Source organism: Staphylococcus simulans (assembly GCF_002994445.1).
Taxonomy (GTDB): domain Bacteria; phylum Bacillota; class Bacilli; order Staphylococcales; family Staphylococcaceae; genus Staphylococcus; species Staphylococcus simulans_B.
The window spans coordinates 24,121-49,219 of sequence record NZ_MRZJ01000011.1; the positions used below are offsets into that span (position 1 = coordinate 24,121).

General features: G+C 39.1%; 19 protein-coding genes. 7 read left to right on the forward strand and 12 right to left on the reverse strand.

What is annotated here, in order from left to right; translation table 11 throughout:
* Positions 1-50 precede the first annotated feature (50 nt).
* The 4 genes from C7N65_RS11095 (at position 51) to phnE (C7N65_RS11110) (ending at position 3,522) form a co-directional block, all read left to right on the forward strand.
* Positions 51-1,007, forward strand: a complete 957-nt coding sequence (locus tag C7N65_RS11095; RefSeq protein ID WP_105994534.1) for a phosphate/phosphite/phosphonate ABC transporter substrate-binding protein — start codon at positions 51-53, stop codon at positions 1,005-1,007.
* A 133-nt stretch (positions 1,008-1,140) separates the two neighbouring features.
* Complete coding sequence (phnC, locus tag C7N65_RS11100; RefSeq protein WP_105994556.1) at positions 1,141-1,914, forward strand: phosphonate ABC transporter ATP-binding protein; 774 nt, start codon at positions 1,141-1,143, stop codon at positions 1,912-1,914.
* Position 1,915: 1 nt separating this feature from the next.
* Positions 1,916-2,710 carry a phosphonate ABC transporter, permease protein PhnE gene (phnE, locus tag C7N65_RS11105; RefSeq protein ID WP_105994535.1) on the forward strand — a complete coding sequence of 265 codons (795 nt, stop codon included), beginning with the start codon at positions 1,916-1,918 and terminating at the stop codon, positions 2,708-2,710.
* Positions 2,707-3,522, forward strand: a complete 816-nt coding sequence (gene phnE / locus C7N65_RS11110) for a phosphonate ABC transporter, permease protein PhnE (protein WP_105994536.1) — start codon at positions 2,707-2,709, stop codon at positions 3,520-3,522. The genes phnE (C7N65_RS11105) and phnE (C7N65_RS11110) overlap by 4 nt, the downstream gene beginning before the upstream one ends.
* Before the next feature lie 175 nt (positions 3,523-3,697).
* On the opposite strand, the gene C7N65_RS11115 is transcribed toward phnE (C7N65_RS11110), so the two are convergent.
* From C7N65_RS11115 to C7N65_RS11130, 4 genes are read right to left on the reverse strand one after another with little or no spacing between them, the layout of a single operon-like run.
* The gene (locus C7N65_RS11115) at positions 3,698-5,038 is read right to left on the reverse strand and encodes a cytosine permease (RefSeq protein WP_105994537.1); all 1,341 of its coding nucleotides are present in this window, start codon (positions 5,036-5,038) and stop codon (positions 3,698-3,700) included.
* Between the two features lie 25 nt (positions 5,039-5,063).
* A complete protein-coding gene (locus C7N65_RS11120) occupies positions 5,064-6,746 on the reverse strand; it encodes a hydantoinase B/oxoprolinase family protein (protein ID WP_105994538.1) in 1,683 nt (560 codons plus the stop codon).
* On the reverse strand, positions 6,736-8,784 hold the full coding sequence (locus C7N65_RS11125) for a hydantoinase/oxoprolinase family protein (RefSeq protein ID WP_105994539.1): 2,049 nt from the start codon (positions 8,782-8,784) through the stop codon (positions 6,736-6,738). The genes C7N65_RS11120 and C7N65_RS11125 overlap by 11 nt, the downstream gene beginning before the upstream one ends.
* 27 nt (positions 8,785-8,811) lie before the next feature.
* Complete coding sequence (locus C7N65_RS11130) at positions 8,812-9,354, reverse strand: helix-turn-helix domain-containing protein (RefSeq protein ID WP_232167667.1); 543 nt, start codon at positions 9,352-9,354, stop codon at positions 8,812-8,814.
* A 775-nt stretch (positions 9,355-10,129) separates the two neighbouring features.
* Between C7N65_RS11130 and putP the strand changes: the two genes are divergently transcribed.
* A complete protein-coding gene (gene putP, locus C7N65_RS11135; protein WP_105994540.1) occupies positions 10,130-11,677 on the forward strand; it encodes a sodium/proline symporter PutP in 1,548 nt (515 codons plus the stop codon).
* A gap of 110 nt (positions 11,678-11,787) precedes the next feature.
* On the opposite strand, the gene mbcS is transcribed toward putP, so the two are convergent.
* Both mbcS and nhaC read right to left on the reverse strand, forming a co-directional pair.
* Positions 11,788-13,377 (reverse strand): acyl-CoA synthetase MbcS, encoded by a 1,590-nt coding sequence (mbcS, locus tag C7N65_RS11140; RefSeq protein WP_105994541.1) that lies wholly within the window; start codon positions 13,375-13,377, stop codon positions 11,788-11,790.
* Positions 13,378-13,733: 356 nt separating this feature from the next.
* Positions 13,734-15,209 carry a Na+/H+ antiporter NhaC gene (gene nhaC, locus C7N65_RS11145; RefSeq protein WP_105994542.1) on the reverse strand — a complete coding sequence of 492 codons (1,476 nt, stop codon included), beginning with the start codon at positions 15,207-15,209 and terminating at the stop codon, positions 13,734-13,736.
* 506 nt (positions 15,210-15,715) lie between these two features.
* Between nhaC and C7N65_RS11150 the strand changes: the two genes are divergently transcribed.
* Positions 15,716-16,438: a poly-gamma-glutamate hydrolase family protein gene (locus C7N65_RS11150; RefSeq protein ID WP_105994543.1), complete on the forward strand. Its 723-nt coding sequence runs from the start codon at positions 15,716-15,718 to the stop codon at positions 16,436-16,438.
* A 190-nt stretch (positions 16,439-16,628) separates the two neighbouring features.
* On the forward strand, positions 16,629-17,360 hold the full coding sequence (locus C7N65_RS11155) for a poly-gamma-glutamate hydrolase family protein (RefSeq protein ID WP_158698127.1): 732 nt from the start codon (positions 16,629-16,631) through the stop codon (positions 17,358-17,360).
* 59 nt (positions 17,361-17,419) lie between these two features.
* Here C7N65_RS11155 and C7N65_RS11160 read toward each other — a convergent pair whose 3' ends face one another.
* The 6 genes from C7N65_RS11160 to pgsB form a co-directional block, all read right to left on the reverse strand.
* On the reverse strand, positions 17,420-20,107 hold the full coding sequence (locus C7N65_RS11160; protein WP_234019087.1) for a YfhO family protein: 2,688 nt from the start codon (positions 20,105-20,107) through the stop codon (positions 17,420-17,422).
* A gap of 66 nt (positions 20,108-20,173) precedes the next feature.
* Positions 20,174-21,769, reverse strand: coding sequence for a gamma-glutamyltransferase (locus C7N65_RS11165; protein ID WP_105994546.1), 1,596 nt, complete (start codon positions 21,767-21,769; stop codon positions 20,174-20,176).
* Positions 21,756-21,932 (reverse strand): hypothetical protein, encoded by a 177-nt coding sequence (locus C7N65_RS12565; RefSeq protein ID WP_158698128.1) that lies wholly within the window; start codon positions 21,930-21,932, stop codon positions 21,756-21,758. The genes C7N65_RS11165 and C7N65_RS12565 overlap by 14 nt, the downstream gene beginning before the upstream one ends.
* Positions 21,922-22,995 carry a CapA family protein gene (locus C7N65_RS11170; protein WP_105994547.1) on the reverse strand — a complete coding sequence of 358 codons (1,074 nt, stop codon included), beginning with the start codon at positions 22,993-22,995 and terminating at the stop codon, positions 21,922-21,924. The genes C7N65_RS12565 and C7N65_RS11170 overlap by 11 nt, the downstream gene beginning before the upstream one ends.
* Before the next feature lie 14 nt (positions 22,996-23,009).
* On the reverse strand, positions 23,010-23,462 hold the full coding sequence (pgsC, locus tag C7N65_RS11175; protein ID WP_105994548.1) for a poly-gamma-glutamate biosynthesis protein PgsC: 453 nt from the start codon (positions 23,460-23,462) through the stop codon (positions 23,010-23,012).
* A 2-nt stretch (positions 23,463-23,464) separates the two neighbouring features.
* On the reverse strand, positions 23,465-24,625 hold the full coding sequence (gene pgsB, locus C7N65_RS11180) for a poly-gamma-glutamate synthase PgsB (protein ID WP_105994549.1): 1,161 nt from the start codon (positions 24,623-24,625) through the stop codon (positions 23,465-23,467).
* Between the last annotated feature and the right edge of the window lie 474 nt (positions 24,626-25,099).

A 25,099-nucleotide genomic window follows, 5' to 3' on the forward strand; every position in this document is an offset into this window, starting at 1 on the left:
CTCATATAATAAATGTGTAACACATCACAATACATATGGAGGAATGTTGAATGAGAAAGAAACATGCGTTAAAGTCACTCTTCGCTTTAATGATGGCAGTTATTTTATTCGTATCCGCTTGCGGCAACGGCAGTTCTTTAGACAATAAGAAAGAAAGTGATAAAGAGGGAGGCAGCGGGGATTACAAACCTAAAGAATTAACAGTTCAATTCGTCCCTTCTCAAAATGCTGATAAGTTAGAAGCGAAAGCAAAACCGTTAGAAAAATTATTATCTAAAGAGTTAGGTATCCCAGTGAAAGTTTCAGTTTCAACGAACTACAACACAATTGTTGAAGCAATGAAATCTAAAAAAGTAGATGTTGGTTTCTTACCTCCAACAGCTTATACATTAGCGCATGATCAAAAAGCAGCCGATGTATTGCTTCAAGCACAACGTTTCGGAGTGAATAAGGACGGTTCAGATTCAAAAGAACTTACAAAGGACTATAAATCAGAAATTCTTGTTAAAAAAGATTCAGGTATTAAAAGTGTTAAAGATTTAAAAGGCAAAAAAATCGCGTTGCAAGATGTGACTTCAACTGCAGGGTATACTTTCCCACTTGTTGAATTAGACAAAGAAGGCGTAAATGTCTTAAAAGACATGAAAGTTGTGAACATGAAAGGCCATGACCAAGCAGTCATTTCATTAATGAACGGCGATGTAGATGCGGCAGCTGTATTCAATGATGCACGTAAAATCGTGAAAAAAGATGAACCGAAAGTCTTTGACGAAACTAAAATTTTAAAATTAACTAAACCAATTCCAAACGATACAATCTCAGTGCGCAGCGATATGGATTCAAAATTCCGCGACAAATTGAAAAAAGCTTTTAAAGATATTGCGAAAACAAAAGAAGGGCACAAAGTTATCAGTGAAGTTTACTCTCATGAAAACTACGTAGACAGCAAAGATGAAAACTTCGATATCGTTAGAGAATACGAAAAAAAAGTCAAAGAAATGAAGTAAGCACAAAGCTAACAGATGTGCACCATCACACCATTTTAATGAGCGTATTTCAACGCAGTGAGGCTTGTAAGAGCACATTGAGTCCGTTGAATACGCTCGCTTTGTATTAAAGCGAGAAGGAAAGGAAATGAGTATGAGTCAAATTGAATTTAAAGATGTACGCAAAGTTTATAGTAACGGTCATGTTGGTTTAGACCGTATTAATTTAAATATTGAAAAGGGTGATTTCGCAGTCATCGTCGGCTTGTCAGGATCAGGAAAATCGACATTACTGCGTTCTATCAACCGGCTGCATGATATTACAGAAGGGGAAATTCTGATTGACGGCAAATCGATAACGAAAGCCAGCGGCAACCAACTGCTTGAAATGCGCAGAAACATCGGTATGATTTTCCAAAATTTCAACTTAGTCAAACGTTCTTCGGTGATGCGTAATGTACTCAGCGGACGTGTCGGCTATCATCCGACTTGGAAAATGATTCTTGGTTTATTTCCGAAGGAAGACAAAATCAAAGCATTAGAAGCTTTAGACCGCGTCAATATTTTAGATAAGTATAAATCACGTTCTGATGAATTATCCGGCGGGCAGCAACAGCGTATTTCTATTGCTAGAGCGTTATGCCAAGAACCTGCGATTATTTTAGCAGATGAGCCTGTTGCTTCATTAGATCCCTTAACAACCAAACAAGTGATGGATGATTTGAAACGTATCAATCAAGAATTAGGCATTACGATTATTATCAACTTGCACTTTGTGGATTTAGCACGCGAATACGGCACACGTATTATTGGTTTGCGCGATGGTCAATTGGTCTTTGACGGGCCTGTTGAGCGTGCAACAGATGAGGCCTTTAATGAAATTTACGGCCGTTCTATTCAAGACGAAGAGAAGTTAGGAGTGAATTAACATGGATCATGCGAAAGATTATGCGTCGATGTTAAATAACAAGAAATCGTTTAAGACGACTTTCAGTGCAGTCCTTATACTCTTCTTAGTAATATGGAGTTTAAATTATACGGGATTCAGTATCGGTGATTTATTATACGGCTTGCCTCAAATCGGTGTCTTATTTACAGATATGTTTCCGCCGGATTTAAGTTATTTATCTCAAATATTAAATCCAATGTTAGATACGATTCGTATGGCAATCGTAGGTACATTTATCGGTTCAATTATAGCAGTACCCATTGCTTTATTATGTGCTAAGAATATTTCGCGGACGAAATGGATAGCAATGCCGGCACGTTTTGTGCTGAACATTGTGCGTACGATTCCGGATTTATTGCTTGCGGCTATTTTCGTTGCGGTCTTTGGGATTGGTCAAATTCCAGGTGTGCTTGCGGTCATTGTATTAACTATCAGTATCGTCGCAAAGTTATTATATGAAGTTTTAGAAGCGATTGATCCAGGTCCTTTAGAAGCCATGACGGCAGTAGGGGCGAATAAAACTAAATGGATTTTGTTCGGTGTCGTTCCGCAGGCACTAGCTTCTTATGTGTCTTATGTATTATTCGCTTTTGAAATCAATATTCGTGCAGCTGCAGTACTTGGTTTAGTTGGTGCCGGCGGTATCGGTCTCTTTTATGACCAAACACTCGGCCTGTTCCAATATGATAAAACGGCAGTGATTATCTTATTTACACTATTGATTGTAGTCATTATTGACTTCATCAGTTCGAAAGTGAGGGAACAACTCACATGACGACAATGAGTAAAACAGAGTTATTAAACAACTACAGCAATAAGCAGAAGAAAATCAAATATACCTTAACAGCACTAGTGGTTGCGGCACTTTTGATTTGGGCTTTTGCCGGTATGCCGGCTTTAGAAATTAAAGATAAATCTCGTCAGATTCTAGGTTCTATCTTACAAGGGTTAACCCATCCGGATTGGGGCTTTGTCTATCAAAAAGGCGGAGAAGACTTGCTGCATGGTTTGTTAGAAACCTTGGCGATTGCAGTGGTCGGAACAATATTAGCAGCGATTATCTGTATTCCTTTAGCGTTCTTAGGCGCAAAGAATATTGTCAAATTCCGTCCAGTCACAGGGACAAGCAAATTCATTTTAAGTATTATTAGAGTCTTTCCTGAAATTGTAATGGCTTTGATTTTTATTAAAGCAGTAGGACCAGGATCATTTTCAGGGGTATTGGCACTCGGTATTCATTCAGTAGGGATGCTAGGAAAACTCTTCGCAGAGGATATTGAAAATATTGATTTAAGTGCAACGGAGTCGCTTAAAGCAAGCGGCGCAAATAAAATTAAAACATTAGTATTTGCGGTTATCCCACAAATCTTACCGACGTTCATGTCATTAATTCTTTACCGTTTTGAGCTGAACTTGCGTTCAGCATCCATCTTAGGTTTAATCGGTGCCGGAGGTATCGGTACACCATTAATCTTTGCCTTGCAGACACGTTCTTGGGATCGTGTTGGAATTATCTTAATCGGCTTAGTAATCATGGTCGGTATCGTGGATTACATCTCTGGAAAGATTAGAGAGAAAATTGTATAAGTAAAACAATTGTTGTGCGCTCAATCATTGTGGTTGAGCGCTTTTTTGCATTGTAGGTCAGACTGAAGTTTGTCTGAAGGAACAAAGCGGGGTGTCTAAAAATACATATAAAAAGACCACTCCCTAAGCCTAGGAAGTGGTAAGGAAATATAGTTTTAAGCATCCTATATTTTATCTAATATTTTGATTTGTGCCACTTGTTTGGTGTGAAAGCATCTGGTTTCACAACTGCTTTGATACGCATAAAGAGATAATAAAACAGCATGGTTGCGATTAATGATTGAATGGCAGGGATACCGAGTTGATGTACAAATTGAGTATAGTAGCCGATTATCATGCCGATTATCATGCCGATTACCATCGCCAATGTTGCCATTACATTCCATCCGGCTACTTTTTGCCATGTACGTTCTCTCAAAAAGAAGAAGTCTACGAACAAAACACCGGCAATGGCAGGATATACAATCGCAGTTAAACTTAAGAAATCGGTAAAGTATTTTAAGAAGCCTGCTAAAGCGACACCAATGGCAATCAGCGTGCCGAGCAGCGTTAATATTTGCCGCCCGCGGTGGGAATCGATATTAAGCAAGTTCGCAAAAGCCAATCCCATACTATAGTTGTTCACTAACTGGCTCGTCCATGTCGCAAACCACAATATCAAGAAGCCCCAAACCGGAAAACCGAGTCCCATCATCACTTCTACGATATCAGCTTCGCCGACGCCGACACTCATTACAGCACCGACGATAAATAATGGAATGCCGACTGCGATAATGCCGAGTGGTATCAAGATATTATCTTTCCATGTTGGTTTGGCATAACGTGTATAGTCTGCCGCAATGACCCATTGAGAGACATTGACACCGATGATTAAACTGATCGCAGTCAGTACGGTCATTTTAGGTTCCGGCTGCCATTGCATCAACTTGTCTAATCCATTATTGCTTAAGGCGTAATAAATACCGCCGATGACTAACAGTAAGCCTGCAGGGACTGCAAGGTAATCTGTCCATTTCATCGACTGGTAACCGATGATAGAAGGTGCCGCAAACAACAAGCCGGCTACTATTGTAATCAGTGCCCATAAGAACCACTGTTTATGGTAATCGATACCTAACATGGCAGAAATGGCGTTGCCTGCGACAGCAGTCTGAAGCGACCACCAACCTAAGGAAACAATAAAAATCGTTCCGCCTGCGATTAAACGTGCTTGGATATCTCCAAAGCTGTTCTTCGCAATAACAGAAGAGGGGCGGCCTGTTTTTGCCCCGATATAGCCGTTGATAGTGTTGCCGAGCCATTGAAAGACCACCATAGCGATAATAGTAATCCAAGCGACTTGAACTAAACCGAATGATCCGGCTAAGGATGCTCCGACCATTAAGACCGGTATGGTAAATTCAAGACCGCCGAAGATGACTGCAGGTGTTGTCCAATGCTGGCGCTGGTCGACTGGAATACTGTCTAAAGGGTTGTCTGAAGATTGCGTGTTTCTTGAAACTGGTTTTTCTTTCATAGGCAACGCCCTCTCTGATATCTATTTAATTGCTTTGTTCATAACCATAAACGTCTTGTGCTTGTTCTGAGGTGATGATGCCGTTTTTCAAATCGCGTGCGACAGCTTCTCGGCTGCGTGCTTTTGGATCGCCGTAACCGCCGCCTGTCGCTGTGCGCAAGACTACTTTATCGCCTTTGTTTAACGGATATTGATTGTATTTGCCGTATGGACCGTCTACGGTACCGTCTGCTTTGACGAATAAGAATTCGTTGTTTGATCCTTCGTGGCCGCCATCTGCGCCCCATGTATTGCTTTTATGGTGGCCGAAGCTGCCTGTGAAGAATTGACCATCTGTCAGTGCTTTGTAAGTACGAACCGCACCTGAACCGCCGCGGTGTTTGCCGGCACCTTTGCCGTCTGTACGCATTGAGAATTCTTCCACTTCAATACCATAAGTGTGTTCAGCAATTTCAACAGGCACATTAAAGGTTTGACCGTCAGAGATACAGAATTGACCCGTATCACCATCAAAGTCATCTGCTGCCCCCCAACCGCCGACAGAAGGTTCGACGATTAAGAAGTTCTCATCTTTTTCAGGCAGTTTGCCGCCCATAATGACTACACATACAGAAAGCAAGTGGCCTGCAGTTAAGCGCTTAGGCAAGACAGGTGCTAAGGCACGCCAAATCATTTCTGTACCGTATAACATAGATTCCCAATACATTGAGACGGGGGCAGGGCGCTTTGCTGAAATTATAGACCCTTCGTCTGTGATAATTTTAAGTGGTCGAAAGGCGCCGTCATTTACTTCTTGCGAAGGGTTTGTGATAGCTAGGAAGATGGTTCTGACTGCTGAAACAAGTCCAGTATAGGAACTATTAATCGGACCTTGAACTTGTGGCGAGGAACCTCTGAAATCACAAATGAATTCATCATCTGTAATTGTCAATTTCAGCTGTACTGGAATTAAATCATCAGTAATCCCGTCATCATCAATCCATTCTTCAACTTCATAGACACCATCCGGCAGTTTAGCGATTTCTTTAAGTGTCAATGTTTCGCCTTGGTCTAAGAAACGATCCATGCTTTCTAAAATGGCATCGGTAGAATACTTTTTGCATAAGCCTTTAATCCGGCGTTCTCCTGTTTTTAAAGAAGCAATTTGCGCCCACATATCGCCAATAGAGAGTTGCGGGAAACGCACATTGGATTCGATGATTTTAATAATCGCTTCGTTTTTAACACCTTTATCGAACAATTTGATACAAGGGAACTGCAGTCCTTCTTGATAGACTTCTGTAGAGTTGGTAGACATAGAGCCTGTATCTTTACCGCCGACTTCTGTCCAGTGTGCTTTGTTTGCGACAAAAGCGACCAGTTCTCCATCTTCGAAAATCGGCAATACTAATCCGACATCGCATAGGTGAGAACCTCCGCCGTTATAAGGGTCGTTAAGGATAAAGACATCACCTTCATGAATATCATCGCCATACGTCTTTAATGTTTCTTTGACCATAAACGACAGCATGCCGATAAACCCAGTGACACCATTGCCTAATGTCACGAGTTCACCTTTTTTATTTGTTAATCCGCATGCATAATCCAATACTTCATAGATAATCGGACTCATTGATGTTCTTGCTAAAGCGATGAACATTTCTTCACCGGTAGAGATTAATGAGTCTTTAATCACTTCATACGTAAACGGATCTGTGTTATAGCTCATAATTATCACCTCCAATGTGAATCAATAGATTGCCGTATTCATCTTTGACTAACCGGTCGTCAGGGTTAAGCGGGATTGTCGTAGATTTTTCTTCAATCACTGCAGGCCCTTCAATCGCTTCGTTAATCGGCAATTTATCACGATCGTAAACTTTAACACGTTCCCAGCCTGTCGCTTCGAAGTAGACATCGCGTTCTTCTTTAACAGGGTCGCCATGTGGTGCTTCTGCTTTTTTGATGACAGGTTTCTCGATTTTGCCAAGCACTGAAATCTTAACATTTACAATTTCGATGCCATTCCCTAAAAGTGTATACGTGTATAACTGTTCGTGTTTTTGGTGGAAGGCTTCAATAACCTTGTTTAAGTTGTCTTCTGTCAATGTGTCGAAAGGTACAGACACTTCTACTGGATGGTCTTGGCCTTGGTAGCGCATATCGATTGTTTTATAAACCACAATGTTGTTCTCGTCTACGTTTTCGTGCTCTAATGTTTCAATGGCTTCGTCGATTAATGTTTGGTACATTGAATTAATTTCTGAAAAGTCTAAATTTTGTGTGTTCGCAAGATAAGTTTGGGCATAGTCGTGACGTAAATCAGACATTAACATGCCCCATGAAGCGAAGACACTGGAGGCGGAAGGTACAATGACTTTTTTCACGCCTAATTCGCGTGCTAAGTCTTGTGAATGCATAGGACCGCCGCCTCCGATTGCGACCATTGTAAAGTCTCTAGGATCATGACCTTTACGTACTGAAATCAATTTCAACGCATTCAGCATGTTGGAATTCGCAATTTTGATAATTCCCATAGCTGCTGTATCCAAGTCCACATCCAAGTGATTGGTAATGGATTGTTCGAATTGTTTTTTTAAGGTGCTGATAGGTGTATTGGTATCGAAGTTTTTCAAATCAAGACGACCTAATAATAAATTGGCATCTGTGGTGGTAGGTTCTGTACCGCCTTTGCCGTAGGCAATCGGTCCAGGTTCTGCACCTGCAGATTTAGGTCCGACTTTAATTGAACCGCTGTCATCGAACCAGGCGATTGAACCGCCGCCGTTGCCGATTTCTACGATATCCACTACAGGCACCTTCATCGGATAACCTGCGTAGTTATGCGTTTGTTCAAGGTGATAGTCGGTGGAGACTTTGACATGATTGTTTTCAATCAGAGAACATTTCGCAGTTGTGCCACCGATATCTAATACAATTAAATTCTCTTCGCCGATTAATTCTCCAAGTACGGCTGCGCCGAAAATACCGGAAACAGGTCCGGATTCCACCATGTTGATCGGTGCCCTTTTCGCATGTTCAAAGGTACTGGTACCGCCGTTCGACTGCATGACATAGTTGTTGGAACTATTGCTTCGCTCGGTAATATGACGTTCTAGATTAGACAAGTAGTCGTTTGCGATAGGTTTAACATATGCGTTCAGCACTGCAGTCGATGTGCGCTCATATTCTCGCCACTCGTTATTCAATTCGGTGGAATAGGTGATTGAAAATTCTGGATGATAGCGATTGATATAGTATGCAATTGCACGCTCGTGGTCGTTGTTTTGGTAACTATGCAATAATGAAATTGCGACTGCTTTAACGCCTTCACGTTTGAAATCTTGAAGAATTTCTTCAACTTCTTCAAAGACCAGTCCTGACGTAATTTCACCTTTATGGTTCATACGTTCAGAAACTTCTCTTCTAAGATGGCGTTCTACGAAGGGGTCGGGTTTCTTATAGCGTGCATTAAAAAGGTCTGGACGATTACCGCGTGCAAGTTCTAAAACATCTCTAAAGCCTTTTGTCGTAATTAATCCTGTTTTGACGCCTTTCTTTTCTGTTAAAGCGTTGATTACGATTGTAGTACCGTGAATAAACATGTTCATATCTTTTAAATTCACTTTTGCTTGGTTGAGTACGTTGAAGATACCTTCTTCGAAGTTTTTCGGTGTTGTATCTGCCTTTCCTAGAATTAATTCCCCGTTTTTATTTAATGCGACTAAATCTGTAAAAGTTCCTCCAATATCTGTTGCTACTCGCATAATAAATTCCCCTTTCAAGTTTGGAAGTTAAAACAGTTTCGGTGTGACTACACTTAATACTGTAGCTGGAGATTCTGATTCGTTACTGCAATAGTGTTTAAATCGAGAAGGGTAGTGAAGTACTTCTCCTTCTTTAACTGTGTACTTTCTGCTGTTGACATAAAACGTTAATTCTCCGGATATCATATAATAAAACTCTTCGCCCCCGTGCATTGAATTCTCGCTGCGATCACCGGGTAGAAGTGTAATAATAAATGTTTCTAAGTTACGATTTTCAAACTCGCTGGAAACGCGTTTGATAGTTAAATTAGAATGGTTAATATTTAAAGGTTTCATTTTTTGAGGTTGTACATGGAAGTCGTTATTCTCTGCTGGTGAAAAAAATGAAGTAATATTAACATCTAAAGCTGTAGCAATTTTGTCGAGTGATGTAATCGCGATTGATGATTCACCCCGTTCGACTTGAGACAAGAAACTTGTTGACAATCCTGTCAACGCACTGAGTTGTTTCAAAGTTTGTTTCTGTTGATTCCTAATAAGTTTGATTTGAAAACCAACTTCCTCAATCATTTGCTATCCCTCTTTCAGTTACAGTATTAGTGTAATTTTGTTTAATATTACCACAATTAGACGTATTTTCAACAAATATTCCGAATATTACAATTAATAAAACCGCATTAAGTCCTGTGATAACAACGGTTGCGCTTATTTAAATTTTTTGCAATATTTTAGTTGATTTTTGGTTAAAAAGAAGGTCAAACTAAATTTTTTTCAAAAAAATTTCAGTATTCGCTGTAACCACTGATACTGAAATATCGAACGGGGAAAAAAGCCTCTTAAAAACCCTAAGAAAACGGGGGTTTTTGCCAATCTGAATTTGCGTAAAATCTTCATTGTGTTAAGCTAAGAAACATCTTTGCTAAAAAGTTAAAAGCAATTTTTTGCAAGGGAAAAAGGATTTCAGGTTAATATTTTGGTCAGATAAAAGGTTCTCAATCCATAAAAAAGGGTATGAGAAAATAGCTTTTATAAAATTTGTTTCTCGAACAGTATTTTATACAACGTTACATAAACAAAGGACTTTGATTTAGGACATTGGGGGAAGTCTGTTTGAGAGACAGTTCAACATGGATTGAGCAGTTCGAGAGGGGCGAGTACATTGCATGTACTTTTCGAATGTTTGATTGCTGATCAAAATAAAATTTCAGGGTGAATGGGGGCTGTATGAAGTCATTCAAACACTTGGCTTCTAAGCTTTAAATGGATTCTGAACCTTGTCATTGCAATGCCTAAGAACGATCCGTACATTTTATTCCAATAATTTGAAAGGATGTTTATTTTAGACATGTTTACTTTAGGAGCAACATTGAGACAACAGGTACACCCAGACTGGCAGACTTATATCATGATTGGATTATACTTCTTAATCCTTCTTGTGATTGGTTACTACGGCTATAAGAAAGCTACAGGCAATGTCAGTGAATATATGTTAGGCGGACGCAGCATTGGGCCGTACGTTACAGCACTTTCTGCAGGGGCATCCGACATGAGTGGTTGGATGATTATGGGCTTGCCCGGCGAAGTTTATACTACTGGACTTTCAGCCGCATGGCTCGCAATCGGTTTAACATTAGGTGCATACATTAACTACTTCGTAGTGGCACCGAGACTTCGTGTATATACTGAACAAGCAGGAGACGCAATTACGCTTCCTGACTTCTTCAAGAACCGTTTAGATGACAAATCAAATATTATTAAAATTATTTCTGGCGGTATTATCGTCGTATTCTTTACCCTTTATACACACGCGGGTATGGTATCAGGCGGTAAACTGTTCAACAGTGCATTTGGAATCGACTATCATTGGGGACTTATTTTAATTTCAGTGATTGTTATTGCATATACATTCTTCGGCGGTTACTTAGCTGTATCGCTGACAGACTTCTTCCAAGGTGTCATTATGTTAATCGCAATGATTATGGTGCCGGTAGTAGCACTATTGAAATTAAATGGATTAGATACATTCCAAACTGTCACAGACTTGAAACCGACAAACTTGGATCTGTTTAAAGGGACAACAATCATCGGTATTATCTCATTCTTCGCATGGGGGTTAGGTTACTTCGGTCAACCGCATATTATCGTGCGCTTTATGAGTATTAAAACAGTAAGACAATTAAAAACTGCACGCCGTTTCGGTATCGGCTGGATGGCTGTCAGTTTAATCGGTGCAGTATTCGTTGGTTTAATCGGTATTGCATTCGTTAAAGATAAAGGCGTGGAATTAAAAGACCCGGAAACATTATTCATCTTAATGGGCCAAATCTTATTCCATCCGTTAGTGGGCGGTTTCTTATTAGCCGCAATCTTAGCTGCGATTATGAGTACGATTTCTTCACAATTATTAGTAACTTCAAGTTCATTGACTGAAGACTTCTACAAATTAATCCGCGGTGAAGAAGCAGCAAGAAAACGTGAAAAAGAATTCTTACTTGTAGGTCGTTTATCAGTACTGATTGTCGCAATCATCTCAATTGCGATTGCATGGTCTCCAAACGACACAATCTTAAACCTTGTAGGTAATGCATGGGCAGGCTTCGGTGCCGCATTCGGTCCGTTAGTTGTAATGTCATTATATTGGAAAGGTTTAAGCCGTACAGGCGCAATCAGCGGTATGATTGCAGGAGCAGTAGTAGTTATCTTGTGGATTGTATTCGCTAAACCACTAGGTGAAACAAACGACTTCTTCAACTTATACGAAATCATTCCAGGCGTGATTGCCAGCGTATTAGTTACAATTATTGTATCTAAATTGACTAAAAAACCAGCAATCGATGTTTCAGGCGACATTGATCGTGTGAAAGCAACGATTGATAAACAAATGAAATCTTAAGTGTTTATAAAATGACTCGGCAGATGTAAAATCTGTCGAGTTTTTTATATCCCAGGAAATAATGATAAGCATTAAAAAGGCCCCGCCAAGAGGCAGGGCATATCATAAAGTTAATTTTGATTGTTTTCGTATTTTGCTTTTTCAGCATCACGTAATTCTACGCGGCGGATTTTGCCTGAGTTTGTTTTAGGCAATTCTTCCACAAATTCGATAGCACGCGGATATTTATAAGGTGCGACATCGTATTTTACATAATTTTGAAGTTCTTTGACTAAGTCATCGCTTGCTTCATAACCGTCTTGCAAGATAATGAAGGCTTTAACAATATTACCGCGTAATTCATGTGGGCTTGCGACAACTGCACATTCTTTAACAGCCGGATGTTTGGTTAGTGAATCTTCAACTTCGAAAGGTCCGATTGTATAACCAGAACTGATGATAATATCATCTTTACGGCCTTCAAACCAGAAGTAGCCGTCTTCATCAATTTTCGCTAAATCGCCTGTCATAAAGTAATTGCCGACAACACGTTCGCGTGTACGTTCTTGATCTTTAAAGTAACCTTTAAAGAGTGCAGGCAAGTCAACAGGTACTGCAATATTTCCGACTTCACCGACTTTTGCAAGATTGCCGTCATCGTCGATAATTGTTGTTTCACTGCCTGGGATGGCTTTGCCCATTGAACCTGGGCGGCCTTCTACGTCTTTAAGCAAGCCGATAAGCAAAGTACTTTCAGTTTGGCCGTAGCCGTCACGTACAGTAATATTGAAAGTATCTTGGAACTTTTCTACAACTTCTTGGTTCAGCGGTTCTCCGGCCGATACAGCGTCATGCAAGTGTGATAGGTCATATTGGCCTAAATCTTTGAGTTTCGCCATAATACGGTACTCAGTAGGCGTACAGCATAACACGTTGATTTTGTACTTCTCTAGCAGCTCTAAATAGATAGTGCCGTTGAAGCGTCCGTTGAATACAAATGCTGTGGCACCAGATGTCATTGTAGATAAGAATGGACTCCAAACCCATTTTTGCCAACCAGGTGCTGCAGTAGCCCAAACAATGTCATCTTCTTTAATATTCAACCAGTGCTTCGGTGCCATTTGCATATGCGCATAGCCCCAACCATGCGTATGCACAACCGCTTTTGGATTGCCGGTTGTACCTGAAGTATACGGCAAGAATGCGACGTCATCACGCTTTGTTGGTGTGATTTCAAGTTCATCGCTCATTGCTTGTTTGCCGTCTTCGACGTTAATCCAATCCTCTTTATGTTCCCCAATGATGAACTTAGTCAAGTCATCATATTCTTTAACGCCTTCGAATTCGTCTGCACCTGAAGCGATAGATAATACAGCATCTACCTCACCGTGCGTAATACGGTATTGCAAATCTTTGGTTCTAAGCATCTCTGATGCTGGGATTAAAGCAACACCTAGTTTTAAGGCCGCAATATAGACTTCATATGTCTCGATACTGCGTTCCATTTTGATTAATAAGGTATCCCCTTTTTTCAAACCGTTTTCTTTAAATAAGTTGCCGATACGGTTTGCGCTTTTAATCAATTCTTTATAAGTAACTTTAGTAGTTTCACCTGCATTGTTTTCAAAGATAATTGCTAATTTAGATGGATCTTTCGCATACATTTCAATTTCTGAAACGATATTAAAATCCTCAGGTGCTACCAAATCGGGTTTATTCATTTTTACTCCTCCTAACACTAACGCACGTTTCCATGATTTTGGAAATAGAATACTTCTCCATTCTATCAATCTTCAGCTTATAAGATAAGCAAAGCACCTTTTATTTTACTTAGAAAACGCTTTCCTAACGTATTTTTATTGTCCTATATCCTTATATGAGTAATGTTATAATCTATTTGAATATAAATAGAAATGATTAGGATTATCTCAGAAAATAATTATTGTTTGAATTCGACTAATAAGGAAGGTTCTCAAAATATGTAAGTCAAAAAGCTGTTTTCATACAAAGAAGACACCCTCATAAAGAGGGTGTGCAGTTATAGTTATTGTATTAATTCGAAATATTTCGATAATTATTATGCTAAATTCGTATCGTTAGGCAAGACCGCTTTCTTTTTTCCAGCATCCGCACGCTTGTCCTTAGGCAATTTCACAATCTTGAAGCCAGTGTATGCGAAGATGACAGAAATGATCGGTACTAAATAGTTTAAAATCGCAAATGGTGCATATTCCATAACACCGACGCCTAATGTCGAAGCGATGAAAACACCGCAAGTGTTCCAAGGTACGAAGACAGAAGTCAGTGTGCCGCCGTCTTCTAATGCACGTGATAAGTTTTTCGGATGCAACCCTTTTTCATTGAATGTTTTCGCATACATACGTCCTGGTACAATGATTGAAATGTATTGTTCAGAACAAGTGAAGTTGGTACCGATACAAGATAAAATAACTGAAGTTAACAGAGAACCTGTATTCTTTGCCCAACGTAAAATGATACTGATTAATGAATCCAGCATACCTGAGTATTCCAAGACCCCACCAAAAGTCATCGCAACTAATGTTAATGAAATGGTATAGAACATAGATTCTAAACCGCCGCGGTTAAAGAGTTCATCTACCATTTTATTACCAGACTCCATTGTATAGCCTGTTTGCAGCGCTGTCAGTGCTTCTATTAAAGAACCGCCTTGTACAAAGATTTGTGCAAAGAAACCTAAGATAATACCGGCACAAATCGCTGGAATTGCGGGTACCTTCAACATAACTAGAATAATTACTGCTAATGGAATCAATAATAACCATGGTGAAATCAAGAATTGATCTTGCATTGTAGTAAGGATTTTATTGATATTTTTCGGATTAAAGTTTTTATTTCCGTATTGCATACCGATAAAGAAGAATGCGACAACAGAAATCAGCAACGCAGGTATTGTTGTAAACATCATGTGTTTAATATGTTCGAATAAATCTACTTTTGTCAGTCCTGATGCTAAGTTCGTCGTATCTGATAGAGGACTCATCTTATCACCGAAGTATGAACCGGAAATGACTGCCCCGGCAACCATTCCAGGATTGATTCCCATACTCATACCAATCCCCATAGAAGCAACCCCCACAGTTGCCATGGTAGACCAAGAACTTCCGATGGCCAGTGCGACAATACCGCAAAGCAGTACAACGACCGCTAAGAAGAATCTCGGATCAATTAATTGCAATCCGTAATAAATCATTGTCGCAACCACACCGCTGCCGATCCAAGAACCGATAATCAAGCCGACTAAGATGATGATGACAATCGCAGGCAATGCGTGTCTGATCCCCTTATACATCATCTGCTCGACGTCTTCGAATTTATAACCATGCAGCATGGTTACCCCAATCGCAACCGCTGTCCCAATCATAAGCGGTATATGCGGTTCTTTCTTTAAGACTGCTACAGTAAATAGCATGACTGCAATCATCAAGCCTAAAGTGAATAATGATGGCCAAATACCAATGGGCTTTTTCTCTTTTTCTTCAACAACTTGTCCATTTTTCTCTTCTCCTTGCATAACATCAACCACGCCCCTTTTATATCTTTAGTGTCATAATACATAAATTTGAAATCGCTTTCAACACTAATATGGCAAGGCAATTGCCACTTTAAGACAAGTGTTTGTATTTTTAGGGAAAACACTGTCATTTCACAAAACGCTAGAAAGCTAGTTATATCAAGTGTTTTGATAATTCTGACAAATTGAAAATTGAATGAATTTGACACCGTTTTAAGTGCTGAAAAAAATTAAAATTATTTTTGATGTGTTCATAGCACTTTGAGCATTATTACAACATTTAAGATTTATGTAAACATGGTTTTGTATCTGCTTCCGCTTATTTCATAACTTCTCTAATTATTATTAATTCAGATTCATATATTTCCGTAAAAAAATATGATTATTTAGTGTCACAACGGAAAGAATATTATTAATAGGAATAATCTTGGGATTATTCTTAGATGTAGGAAAACAAAGGAGCAGCGTTATAAGTAACAATTTCAAATGACAAAGGGGAGTTGTCTATGACAAAGACGTTAAAAAATCCATTGGTAGTATTGGCAGGTGCAGTAGCGGCGATTGTTATCGGTATAATATTGCTTGCACCTTCTAATGCAGGCGCAGCGGATCGTTATCAATCGATGACAGAATTACAGCAGCAAACACAAGAAGGTGTAGATTGGCAGATAGATACGAAACAAGGGACAAATGACACAGTCATTGTGGCACCGCACGGCGGTGGTATTGAACCAGGTACAAGTCAAATTGCAGAAGAAGTAGCAAATAAAAACAATGCAAGTTATTATTCATTCCAAGGTATCAGACCGACGAATAATAAAGAATTGCATGTCACTTCTATTCATTATGATGAACCGAAAGCACAAGAAATGGTGAATCAATCTCAAAGAACAGTCACAATCCATAAAACAGCGCGCTCAGGCAATGATATTTATGTAGGCGGACGTGATGCACAATTACGCAACAATATTTCACAATCTCTTACTCAAAGAGGATTCGATGTTGCGCCTGCGACTGGTAATATTGCGGGACAAAGTTTAAATAATATTACCAATCAGAATCAGCAGCAAGCAGGTGTACAGATTGAATTGAATAATCAGTTTGCCAACAAGTTCTTCAAAAACGGCAATGTCTTCCGACCTGAACGTGAAAATCCTGAAAACTATACTCAGCAAATGCATTCATTTGCGGATGGTGTTAATGAAGGATTGAATCAGTCTCAACAATAAGAAGAACATGTAAAAGCAGTGTGTTGTCATCAGCACGCTGCTTTTACATATATTAAGGAAAATACAAAAATCAATTGCCTCAATCATGTCTCAAATGAACCTGCTTAGACAGTCTTATAATTCTTGTGCCGAAAAATTGAGACGTGTATCATGGGCAGTAACTGAAATTATGAGCAAGGGGGCAAGGCGTATGACCAATCACGCCTACATAAAAGGGATTGCCGCAGCGGTGTTAGTCATCGGCATCATCGTGATTATTATCGTGATGGTGTTGTCGTATACTTCTCATACAGGATGTGCCGCTGATAAATACAATTCCATGACAGATCTTAAAAGTGATACTGAGGAATGCAAAGATTGGGAGATAGAAACACGCAATGAAACCAATCCGACGGTAATTGCGGCGATACACGGCGGCGGTATCGAACCGGGAACGACTGAAATCGCAAGAGAACTTGCTGATCAAACAGGTTCTGGTTTCTATTCATTCAGAGGTATACGTTATGAAAATAACCGAGACTTGCATGTCACAGCTATTCATTACGATGAGCCGAAAGCACAAAAGATGATCAGACAATCTGAACGTACCATTACTATTCATAAAGCAAGCTTGAGCGACAGCGATGTCTATATCGGTGGGCGCGACATAGCATTAAGAAACCGCATTGCACGTGTTTTATCTGAGAGAGGTATCTCAGTCACAAGAGCAGAAGGGAAGCTTGGCGGTAAGAACCCTCATAATATCGTGAACCAAAATAAAAATCGTGCAGGGGTCCAAATGGAATTATCCAACCAATTTGTCAGAAACTTTTTCAAAGACGGCGATATGTCTAAAGCATCCAGAGAAGATTCAGACAACTGGACGTCTAACTTCTATGAATTTATTGACGGTATGGATGAAGCATTGAATGAAAATGAATAATGAAAAAAGAGCAGTGAAGCTTCGTTAATAAACAAAGCGGCACTGCTCTTTTTAGTCGGTTAATCTTGAGGATAAGGCTTAACCTTTTTATAAACAAAACGTGTAAAGAAGATAGAAAGGATAATACCAGCTAAACTGATGAATAATAATAGGTAGAGATGGGGCGGTGTGTAAGACAGTTCAATCTGTTTTTGTCCCTTCTTAACAGGAATGACAGTTTGAATACCGTTGCCTTTTTTAACTTCCACTTCTTTTCCATCAGCTTTGGCTTTCATCCCTTTTTTATAAGGTGTCGGTACAACGAGATAGCCTTTATCATTTTTGTCTTTAGTGAATCGATAACCATGATTGGTTTGTTTAATTTTAACTTTATCTACCTCTTTAGCGGCAGATTTCAATGTGTCGTAGTCTTCGCCGTAAACGCCTTTTAATTGATATTTGTACTTGCCTTTTTGCAGGTTCAATCGTACTTTATCGTCGGCTTTTACGCGAATCGTAATCGGATTGACGACACGGCGGTAAGAGTAGTTGAGTGAAGAACGTTGTTGTCTGGCTTCATTCAATTTCACTTTGTGTGGCTTGTCTGGTGATTTTAATTCCAGTTCCATCTCGAAATACAAGTCTTTGTATTTGTTTTTAATGTTATCAGGGACTTCATAATCAATACCGCCGTTTTTCTCTTTAACGTGCAGTGTATGGTCATCTGGTTCCCAATCTGCATCATCGGACTGTTCTTTGATATCGTCTTTTAAGTTAACATTATGTTCGATGTCTGATGTGGTTGTCTTAGGGTGGTCTAACACAACACCTTTTAACATTGCATGTTCACGGTCAATCGGTGTTTTCAGTGATTGTTTATCATACACTTTATCTGTGATGTGTGTGGCTGGATAATCAATGGTGCTTTCGGAATGTTTGTATTTATTTTCATTGCCTTCGATGACTTTCTTCGTTTTGAAGCCGTAAGGCATGGTGTTGTCAGGCGGATTCTTGAAGCGGTCTTGTACATTCCATAGTGCCATTAAGTTGGCGCGATTCCCTAAGAAGCGGTGATTACTGTTCTTATCAATCGGTTGCTGAATCTGCATGATATTATCGTAATAGTCCAAGACATCTCCGTTGAATAAGCTTGAATATAAAGCTACGCCTCTAAAGCCGTAAATCAATGGAGAGTTCTGTGCTGAGAATGAAAGGTATTCAATACGGCTGAACGGATCTTTAGTTTTCTGTAGATGATCAAACTGCTTTTGAAGCTTTTCGCTGTTGTAATTATCTTTCTCCATAGAGGCGATAGGGCGTTCATAAATGTCCATATGTGTATCATGATAGTTCTTTATCATTACAGCTTGCTGGATAAAGATTAAGCCAATCATGATATAAGGTGTATATTTCATGGACAACAGTTCTTTGTTTTGAAGCAAGACATACATAAACAGCATGATAATGAAAGTTGCGATCATAAAGCTGTTATCGCCATCATAGTTGGTGAACATATACAGCATACCGCAAACACATAATGCAGAAGTGATGACAAATTGCTTAATCGACACTTCAGCTAAATGCTTCATGAATAACGCAATGAGCAAACTGGATGAGAACCCTAACAGATAGATCCATCTTCTGGCTGGTAAGGAAAAGCCGTTAAAGAAACTATCGAAATAAGGGGTTAATGAACCAATCAGCATAATCCAAGTGACAATCGCAGATAAGCGATAGAAATAATATTTATATAAGTTGAATGCACATAGTGCAACAAAGGTAAGCATTGAAATCGTGATATAGAAACCATCTGAAAAGATATGGTATTTCTCTTGGAAATCAATGAACCACGAGAGTTTTAAATTAGGATTGATTTGTCGGTCATTAGCCATGACACCTGAAACGCCTGTGTAAAAGCCGACGATACTGACCATTAAACTGAGTACAGCCGCAACAGCTAATACATAAACCTTTTGTACACGATTGACCACATCTTTTCGATAAGGCCAAATGATACGATAAAGGAAATAGAAACCTAATGTAATGAACTCATAATAACTGAAATAGAAATTAGAGAATAAAGTCAGTGCGACTGCAATAATAAATAATCCGATTTTACGTTCTCGAAAGAAACGTTCCATCCCTAATAGAGATAGGGGGAAGAATATTAATACATCTCCGTAAAATGACCACGTAAAGTTGAAGTAAATAGTTACGACAGAGATGGCATACATTAAAGTCGCGCAAATTGCGATTGTTCTTTTGTTGATAAGATATCTGAATAAGTAGTAACTGACCGCAACGGTTAAGAAGACACGAATATAACATAAGAAAATTTGCGTGCCTGCCCAAAACTTGATGTCATGTGTCGGCAGGTGAAAGAGCTGTTCGCCTATCCAAATGAAAAAGAAATAAATCAACATAATCGGTGATGTCGCATAGTAATAGGATAAACTCTTAGTATAATCACCGCCTAAACCAAATGACACATCATAGAAACTTCTAAAGTGTGTATATTGATGATACAAATACTTCTGAAAAGGAATTAACTGTGAAAATCCATCGCCTTTACCAGCAAAAGCCAGCCCTTTTGAAAATGAGTTGATGAAAAAAGGAATAAAGATGATGGTGGTCAGTGCTAAACTGGCCAGCAAGATTGCGAGCAATCGCAATGCCTTAGTTTTATGATCTTGTGAAATGGCGATGCTACCTCCTTTAAAATAAAAGAAGCGAGGTATGAGATACAATCTTGCCATTGCTTTACTCATTGCCTCGCTTGCTTTTTGTACATAATCAGGTGGGAGAGGGCGGAAAGTCCCGCCGTCTTTTGCACCTTATCTGATTTCTACGTCGTGTCCTGTTTCGACTTTTTTGTCTTTCTTGAAGTAAGCGGCACCTTGAAGACTTCCGAAGTTAGGGTTGTCTGAACTATTGGCAGGTTTATAACCGAGGTCTTTGAAGTTTTTGATTTGTTCATCATCCATACCGTCTTCATAATACATTTTCTTACCATCGTTATAGAAACGCGGTTTCTCAATTGCTTTTTGCAGCGAGTCGCCGTTACGCAAGTAAGAAGATAAGAATTCATGTGTTAATGTCGGTACTTTGTTGCCGCCTGGTGTACCTGCACCTACGTAATAATCATCACCTACAACGATTGTCGGTGAGATATAAGAACGCGGTGATTTATGCGGCTCTCCTTTATTATCACTTTCGGGCGCTGTTGAGAAGCGTTTCAGTGAGTTGTTTAGGAAGAAGCCTTGTTCAGTATACTTGCCGTTACCGAAGAAGTTATTCAATGTGTTCGTTGTACTTGTCATTTTGCCTTTTTTATCAATGACAACGAAGTGTGAACCTGCTGTATTGACTTGTCCTTGCAATCCGAAGTTGTTTTCTTGATTTTTGTATTTGTTCGCACGTTTCAGTACGTATTCATCTTCAACTTTCTTCATGTCGTTTGGCACTTTATCATTGATTAAATATCTGTTCTTAAAGTTGACGTTTCGTGCGTTGGCTACACTTTCTGCGAAGTCTTTCGGTGTATCTTCGCCATAGTTGCCGTTTAAGGATTGATCGATTTTCAATGCCTGTAATGATAAGAACCCGCTTGTCGGGTTAGGTGTGGTATAGACTTTATTGTTGAGATAGTCTGTAGAAATCGGTTGTTTCTTTTTCGTACCATAGTCGTTAAAGTCTTTTTCTTCTAAGTTGCCGTCCGTTTGTTTAGCGATACTTGAACCCAGCTTTTTATAGAAGTAGTCGTCACCATGATCTCTGATGCCTTTTAGTGTATCTGCTAAGTCTTCTTGTTTTACAACGTCACCGCTGCTCACGACTTTATTGTCTTTGAAGAAAGGTGAGTCTTTATCGATGGTTGCGCTGTATTTTGAAAGAAGTTTGGCTAAGTCTGTGTTGACTTGGAACCCATCCTCAGCTAACGGAATCACATAATTCAAGATTTTTTTCTCGCTCATTTTTCCCTCTTTGTCATGCATGTCGTGCATACCTTTAACAAAACCTGGTACGCCGACTTGGTCGCCGTTTTTGTAGTGGTAAGATGAAACAGCACTATAGTCGTATACGCTTGGTTTAGAACCTTTCTTTCCATCATATGTCATGGAAGCCCCTTCGCCGCCTAAACCAGCAGCATAAGGCTCTGTTACCGCTAACGTATATGCAACACCATAGGCTGCATCGGCAGAGTTTCCGCCGTCTTCTAAAATTTTATTACCAACTTCTCTGGCGATTTTGTTATTCGTTGATACCCCATATTTTTTATCGGCGCTTTTATGATTTTGCGACGCTAATTTGTTCTCATACAATTTATCTTTATCTACTGTATCTTCTTTGTTCACGAAGTAGAAGACCGTCGAAATGATGAGGGTGACTACAAAGATGACACCCAAAACCTTTTTGCTATAAATACTCATGGAAGATGACGCCTCCATTTAGACTTACTTTTTGTTCGATTTTAAGGTCTTGCTTTTCATATTTATCTAAAGGCTCGTTTGCGTTACTCATGATAATCATCAGAAAGATAGCCGCAATTACCAGCACGATTACACCGTAAAGAATGTAATTTTTAACTTTCATATTGGTAACCTCCTTTAGTTTGTTTTAATTTGATCGACGGATCTGAGATACGGTTTGTTAATTTTTGTTTTTCAATGAAATTCATATTATCTTTCGTAATTTGGTCTCCTGATGTCTTAATCGGTGTGATCATGAATTTACTTTTATCTCCGTCCCATGATTGCTGCAATGCGAGTCCTTTTTTGTTCTCTGATAAGAACTTGTCGGAAGTCACATTACCGAGACTGTAGAAGATATCTGTATCTTTATGCTTCTCGATTTTTTGTACGACTGAGTTATGACCAACAACGACATCAGCGCCGGCATCTGCCAGGGCATGACCGTATGTACGTTGACGGCTTGTAACGTTCGGCTCATCTGGGATACCCCAATCGACATTAACAATGACCATGTCATTATCTTTCTTTAATTGCTCGATTAAAGGTAAAAAGATTTTAGGGTCTAAAGCAATCGAAGTCGTCGCTTTTCTAGGGTCCATATATTTTGAGTTCACATCTGTAAAGGACACACTGGCGATTTTCTTGCCTTTGACTGTCTTATGCGACACTTTACTGTTAATCGCATTTGAACCGTTACCCGTAATAAAGTTATAGCCGAAGCGTGAACTTGTCTGTTTCTCGATTTGTTTGATTTGTTCTATATCAACAGAGTTGTTCGTTAAGTTTAAGTTTTTAAAGCCTTGATGTTTTAAGAAACTAATATTTCTCATGTTCTTTTTGATATTTTTTTTAGGATCCTCAGCAAAGTTATTTACATTCAAGCTTGCTGTTGAATAATCACTGTCTTCAATGATGTCTGAAATTGAACTGAACATATCATGCAAACTGTTTTGGCGGATATGTTTGTTTAAAGTGACGTTGCCTAAGTAAGCAAGATGTACATCGTCTTTTTTGTCTTTCGCAAATACGTCAACTTTATCTGTTTTGAACGCTACCATAAAGATAATGAGCAAAACGAGAGCAATGACAGTGACACCAATCATATATTTAGAATTATGCTTTTTCTGGTTTTTAGACTTTTTAAGAATCCAATTCTCTATATTGAAAGGTTCTTTATTCGCCATAATGCATCTCCTTTTTATTTAATGAAGCTATATGCAAATAAAACAACGTAAGTCATGCAAGTCAGCAACATACATGATGCTAATGTTGTAATTGTGCCTTGTTTTTGAATTGTATTTGCGATAATACCAGGAATGACGATACCGATACCGGATATCTGTATGACCTCAAAGGGAGTCAGTGGATAAATCAAGTCGAATATGAACTTGATAATCATACCGGTTAAAATCATTGCTGCGAACTTACGACGACCGTACAGCAATGCAACTCTGCTAATACCATGTGCAACGATGAAGTATGTTAAACAACTGATCAGAAGCACGGATAATAACATAATCGGCTGATCGAAGATTAATGCTAAGTAACCTGGAACAACAAGACCGGCTGGTGTAATCCCGAATTTCTCAGCGAATATCAAACTCAGCACGATGCCTACGAATAATGAAAAATACAGCTCTGAACCTACCAAAATTAATCCAACCCTTCTAATAAATTGACAACTTTCTTACCATTGCCGTGTATATTTCCGACACAAAATATCAGTGCAGATTTTGATTCTTCAAAAATAGCTTGTTCTACTTCTTCGAACGGCTTCCCTTCAAAGTTCAAGTATTTCTTGTCCGGGCGCTCATTCTTCATGACTTCTGTTACTAATTGCGTACTCTTACCGACACAAATCAATGTGTCGTAATCGACTTTAGTAATGAAATCTTCAGCGAAGAGTTTCGTGCGGTCTAATCTATCGCCACGACAGTTTAAGATAATGACTTTCTTTTCGTGAGGATATTTATAATCGATGACTTTCTGCAAGATGGCTTTTGAAGATTGCGGTTCGTTTGCCGCGAAGGCGTTAACGAAAATATTCTTCGTATCATTCTTGTGGTAATAATGTATATGAACAGCACCGCTGTCTGGCGGAGCATTCAGCATACCTTCAAGTGCTACTTCTTTGTTAGCACCGATTGCTTCAGCAACTCCCATCGCGATTGCGACGTTATCTGGGAAAACAATGTAATCGAATTTACGAAGGAGGGACTCTTCTACTTCGTCTCTGTCGACGATAATTGTTTCGGTGTTGCGTTTGTCAGCAACCTTTTTGAAAAATTCTGTGTAGTCGTCTTTCATGATGACTAATTTGCCGTTGTATGGAATCGTAGCTGTAAATGCTTCTGCCACTTCATCCAAAGTAGGGCCGAGTGTTTCCATATGGTCTTCCATAACGTTAACAATGACACCTACATTGGCACGTAATAACTTCTCCTGGAATGTGATTTGATAGTCAGGGTTAACAGCCATACATTCGTTAACGATAGCTTCACCATTATTATCAATCACATTTTGAAGAATTTCTTTTTGCTCACCGATGTTAGGGCCTTGCGGCTTACGAACAACGGGATACTCTTTCTCATCAAACCAATACAGCATACGTGCATCGGTTCCTGTCGTCTTACCGATTACTTTGTAGTGATCTTCGCGCATAATGCCGTAAATCAAACGTGTAATGGTAGATTTTCCGCGGATACCGTTGATGTTGATACGTAATGGGATTTTATCAATACGTTTTCGATGTTTGCGCATTTCTAAGATGCCTAGAACCAAGATTAAAGCAGAAAAAATTACAACTAGTAACAACTATTTCACCTCATTCTTTTTTGTCCCCGAACAGATTAACATATTAGATTCTTAAAAAATACAATTTTACCGAAATGTAAAAATGTTTATAATCTGTTATTAATCGTTAATAAAAACAGTATTAATATTAGATGAATATAACTAAAATAGTAATTATCTAAATAGAGGGGGAATTCGGAAATTCTATAACGACTATAAAGCAAGACACTACAATTGTTAACATGAGTCATCTTTGCGTTCTGCCTAACAATTGTTTGACAATGGTAATATTTGTAATATATGTAATATCTTTAGTGTATTGAAGAAAAATAATAGAAATAGTTTATAAGTATCAATTTATATTTACACAAAAGAGGAAAGATTTTTAGCGTGCAAGGCTTTAATCAGCTGCTATGTATTATGGTGTTGGATTCTATCGCAGGCGATGAAAAAGAGGAGGGAGAAAATAAAAAATACCCGCGCACTTCTAAAGAA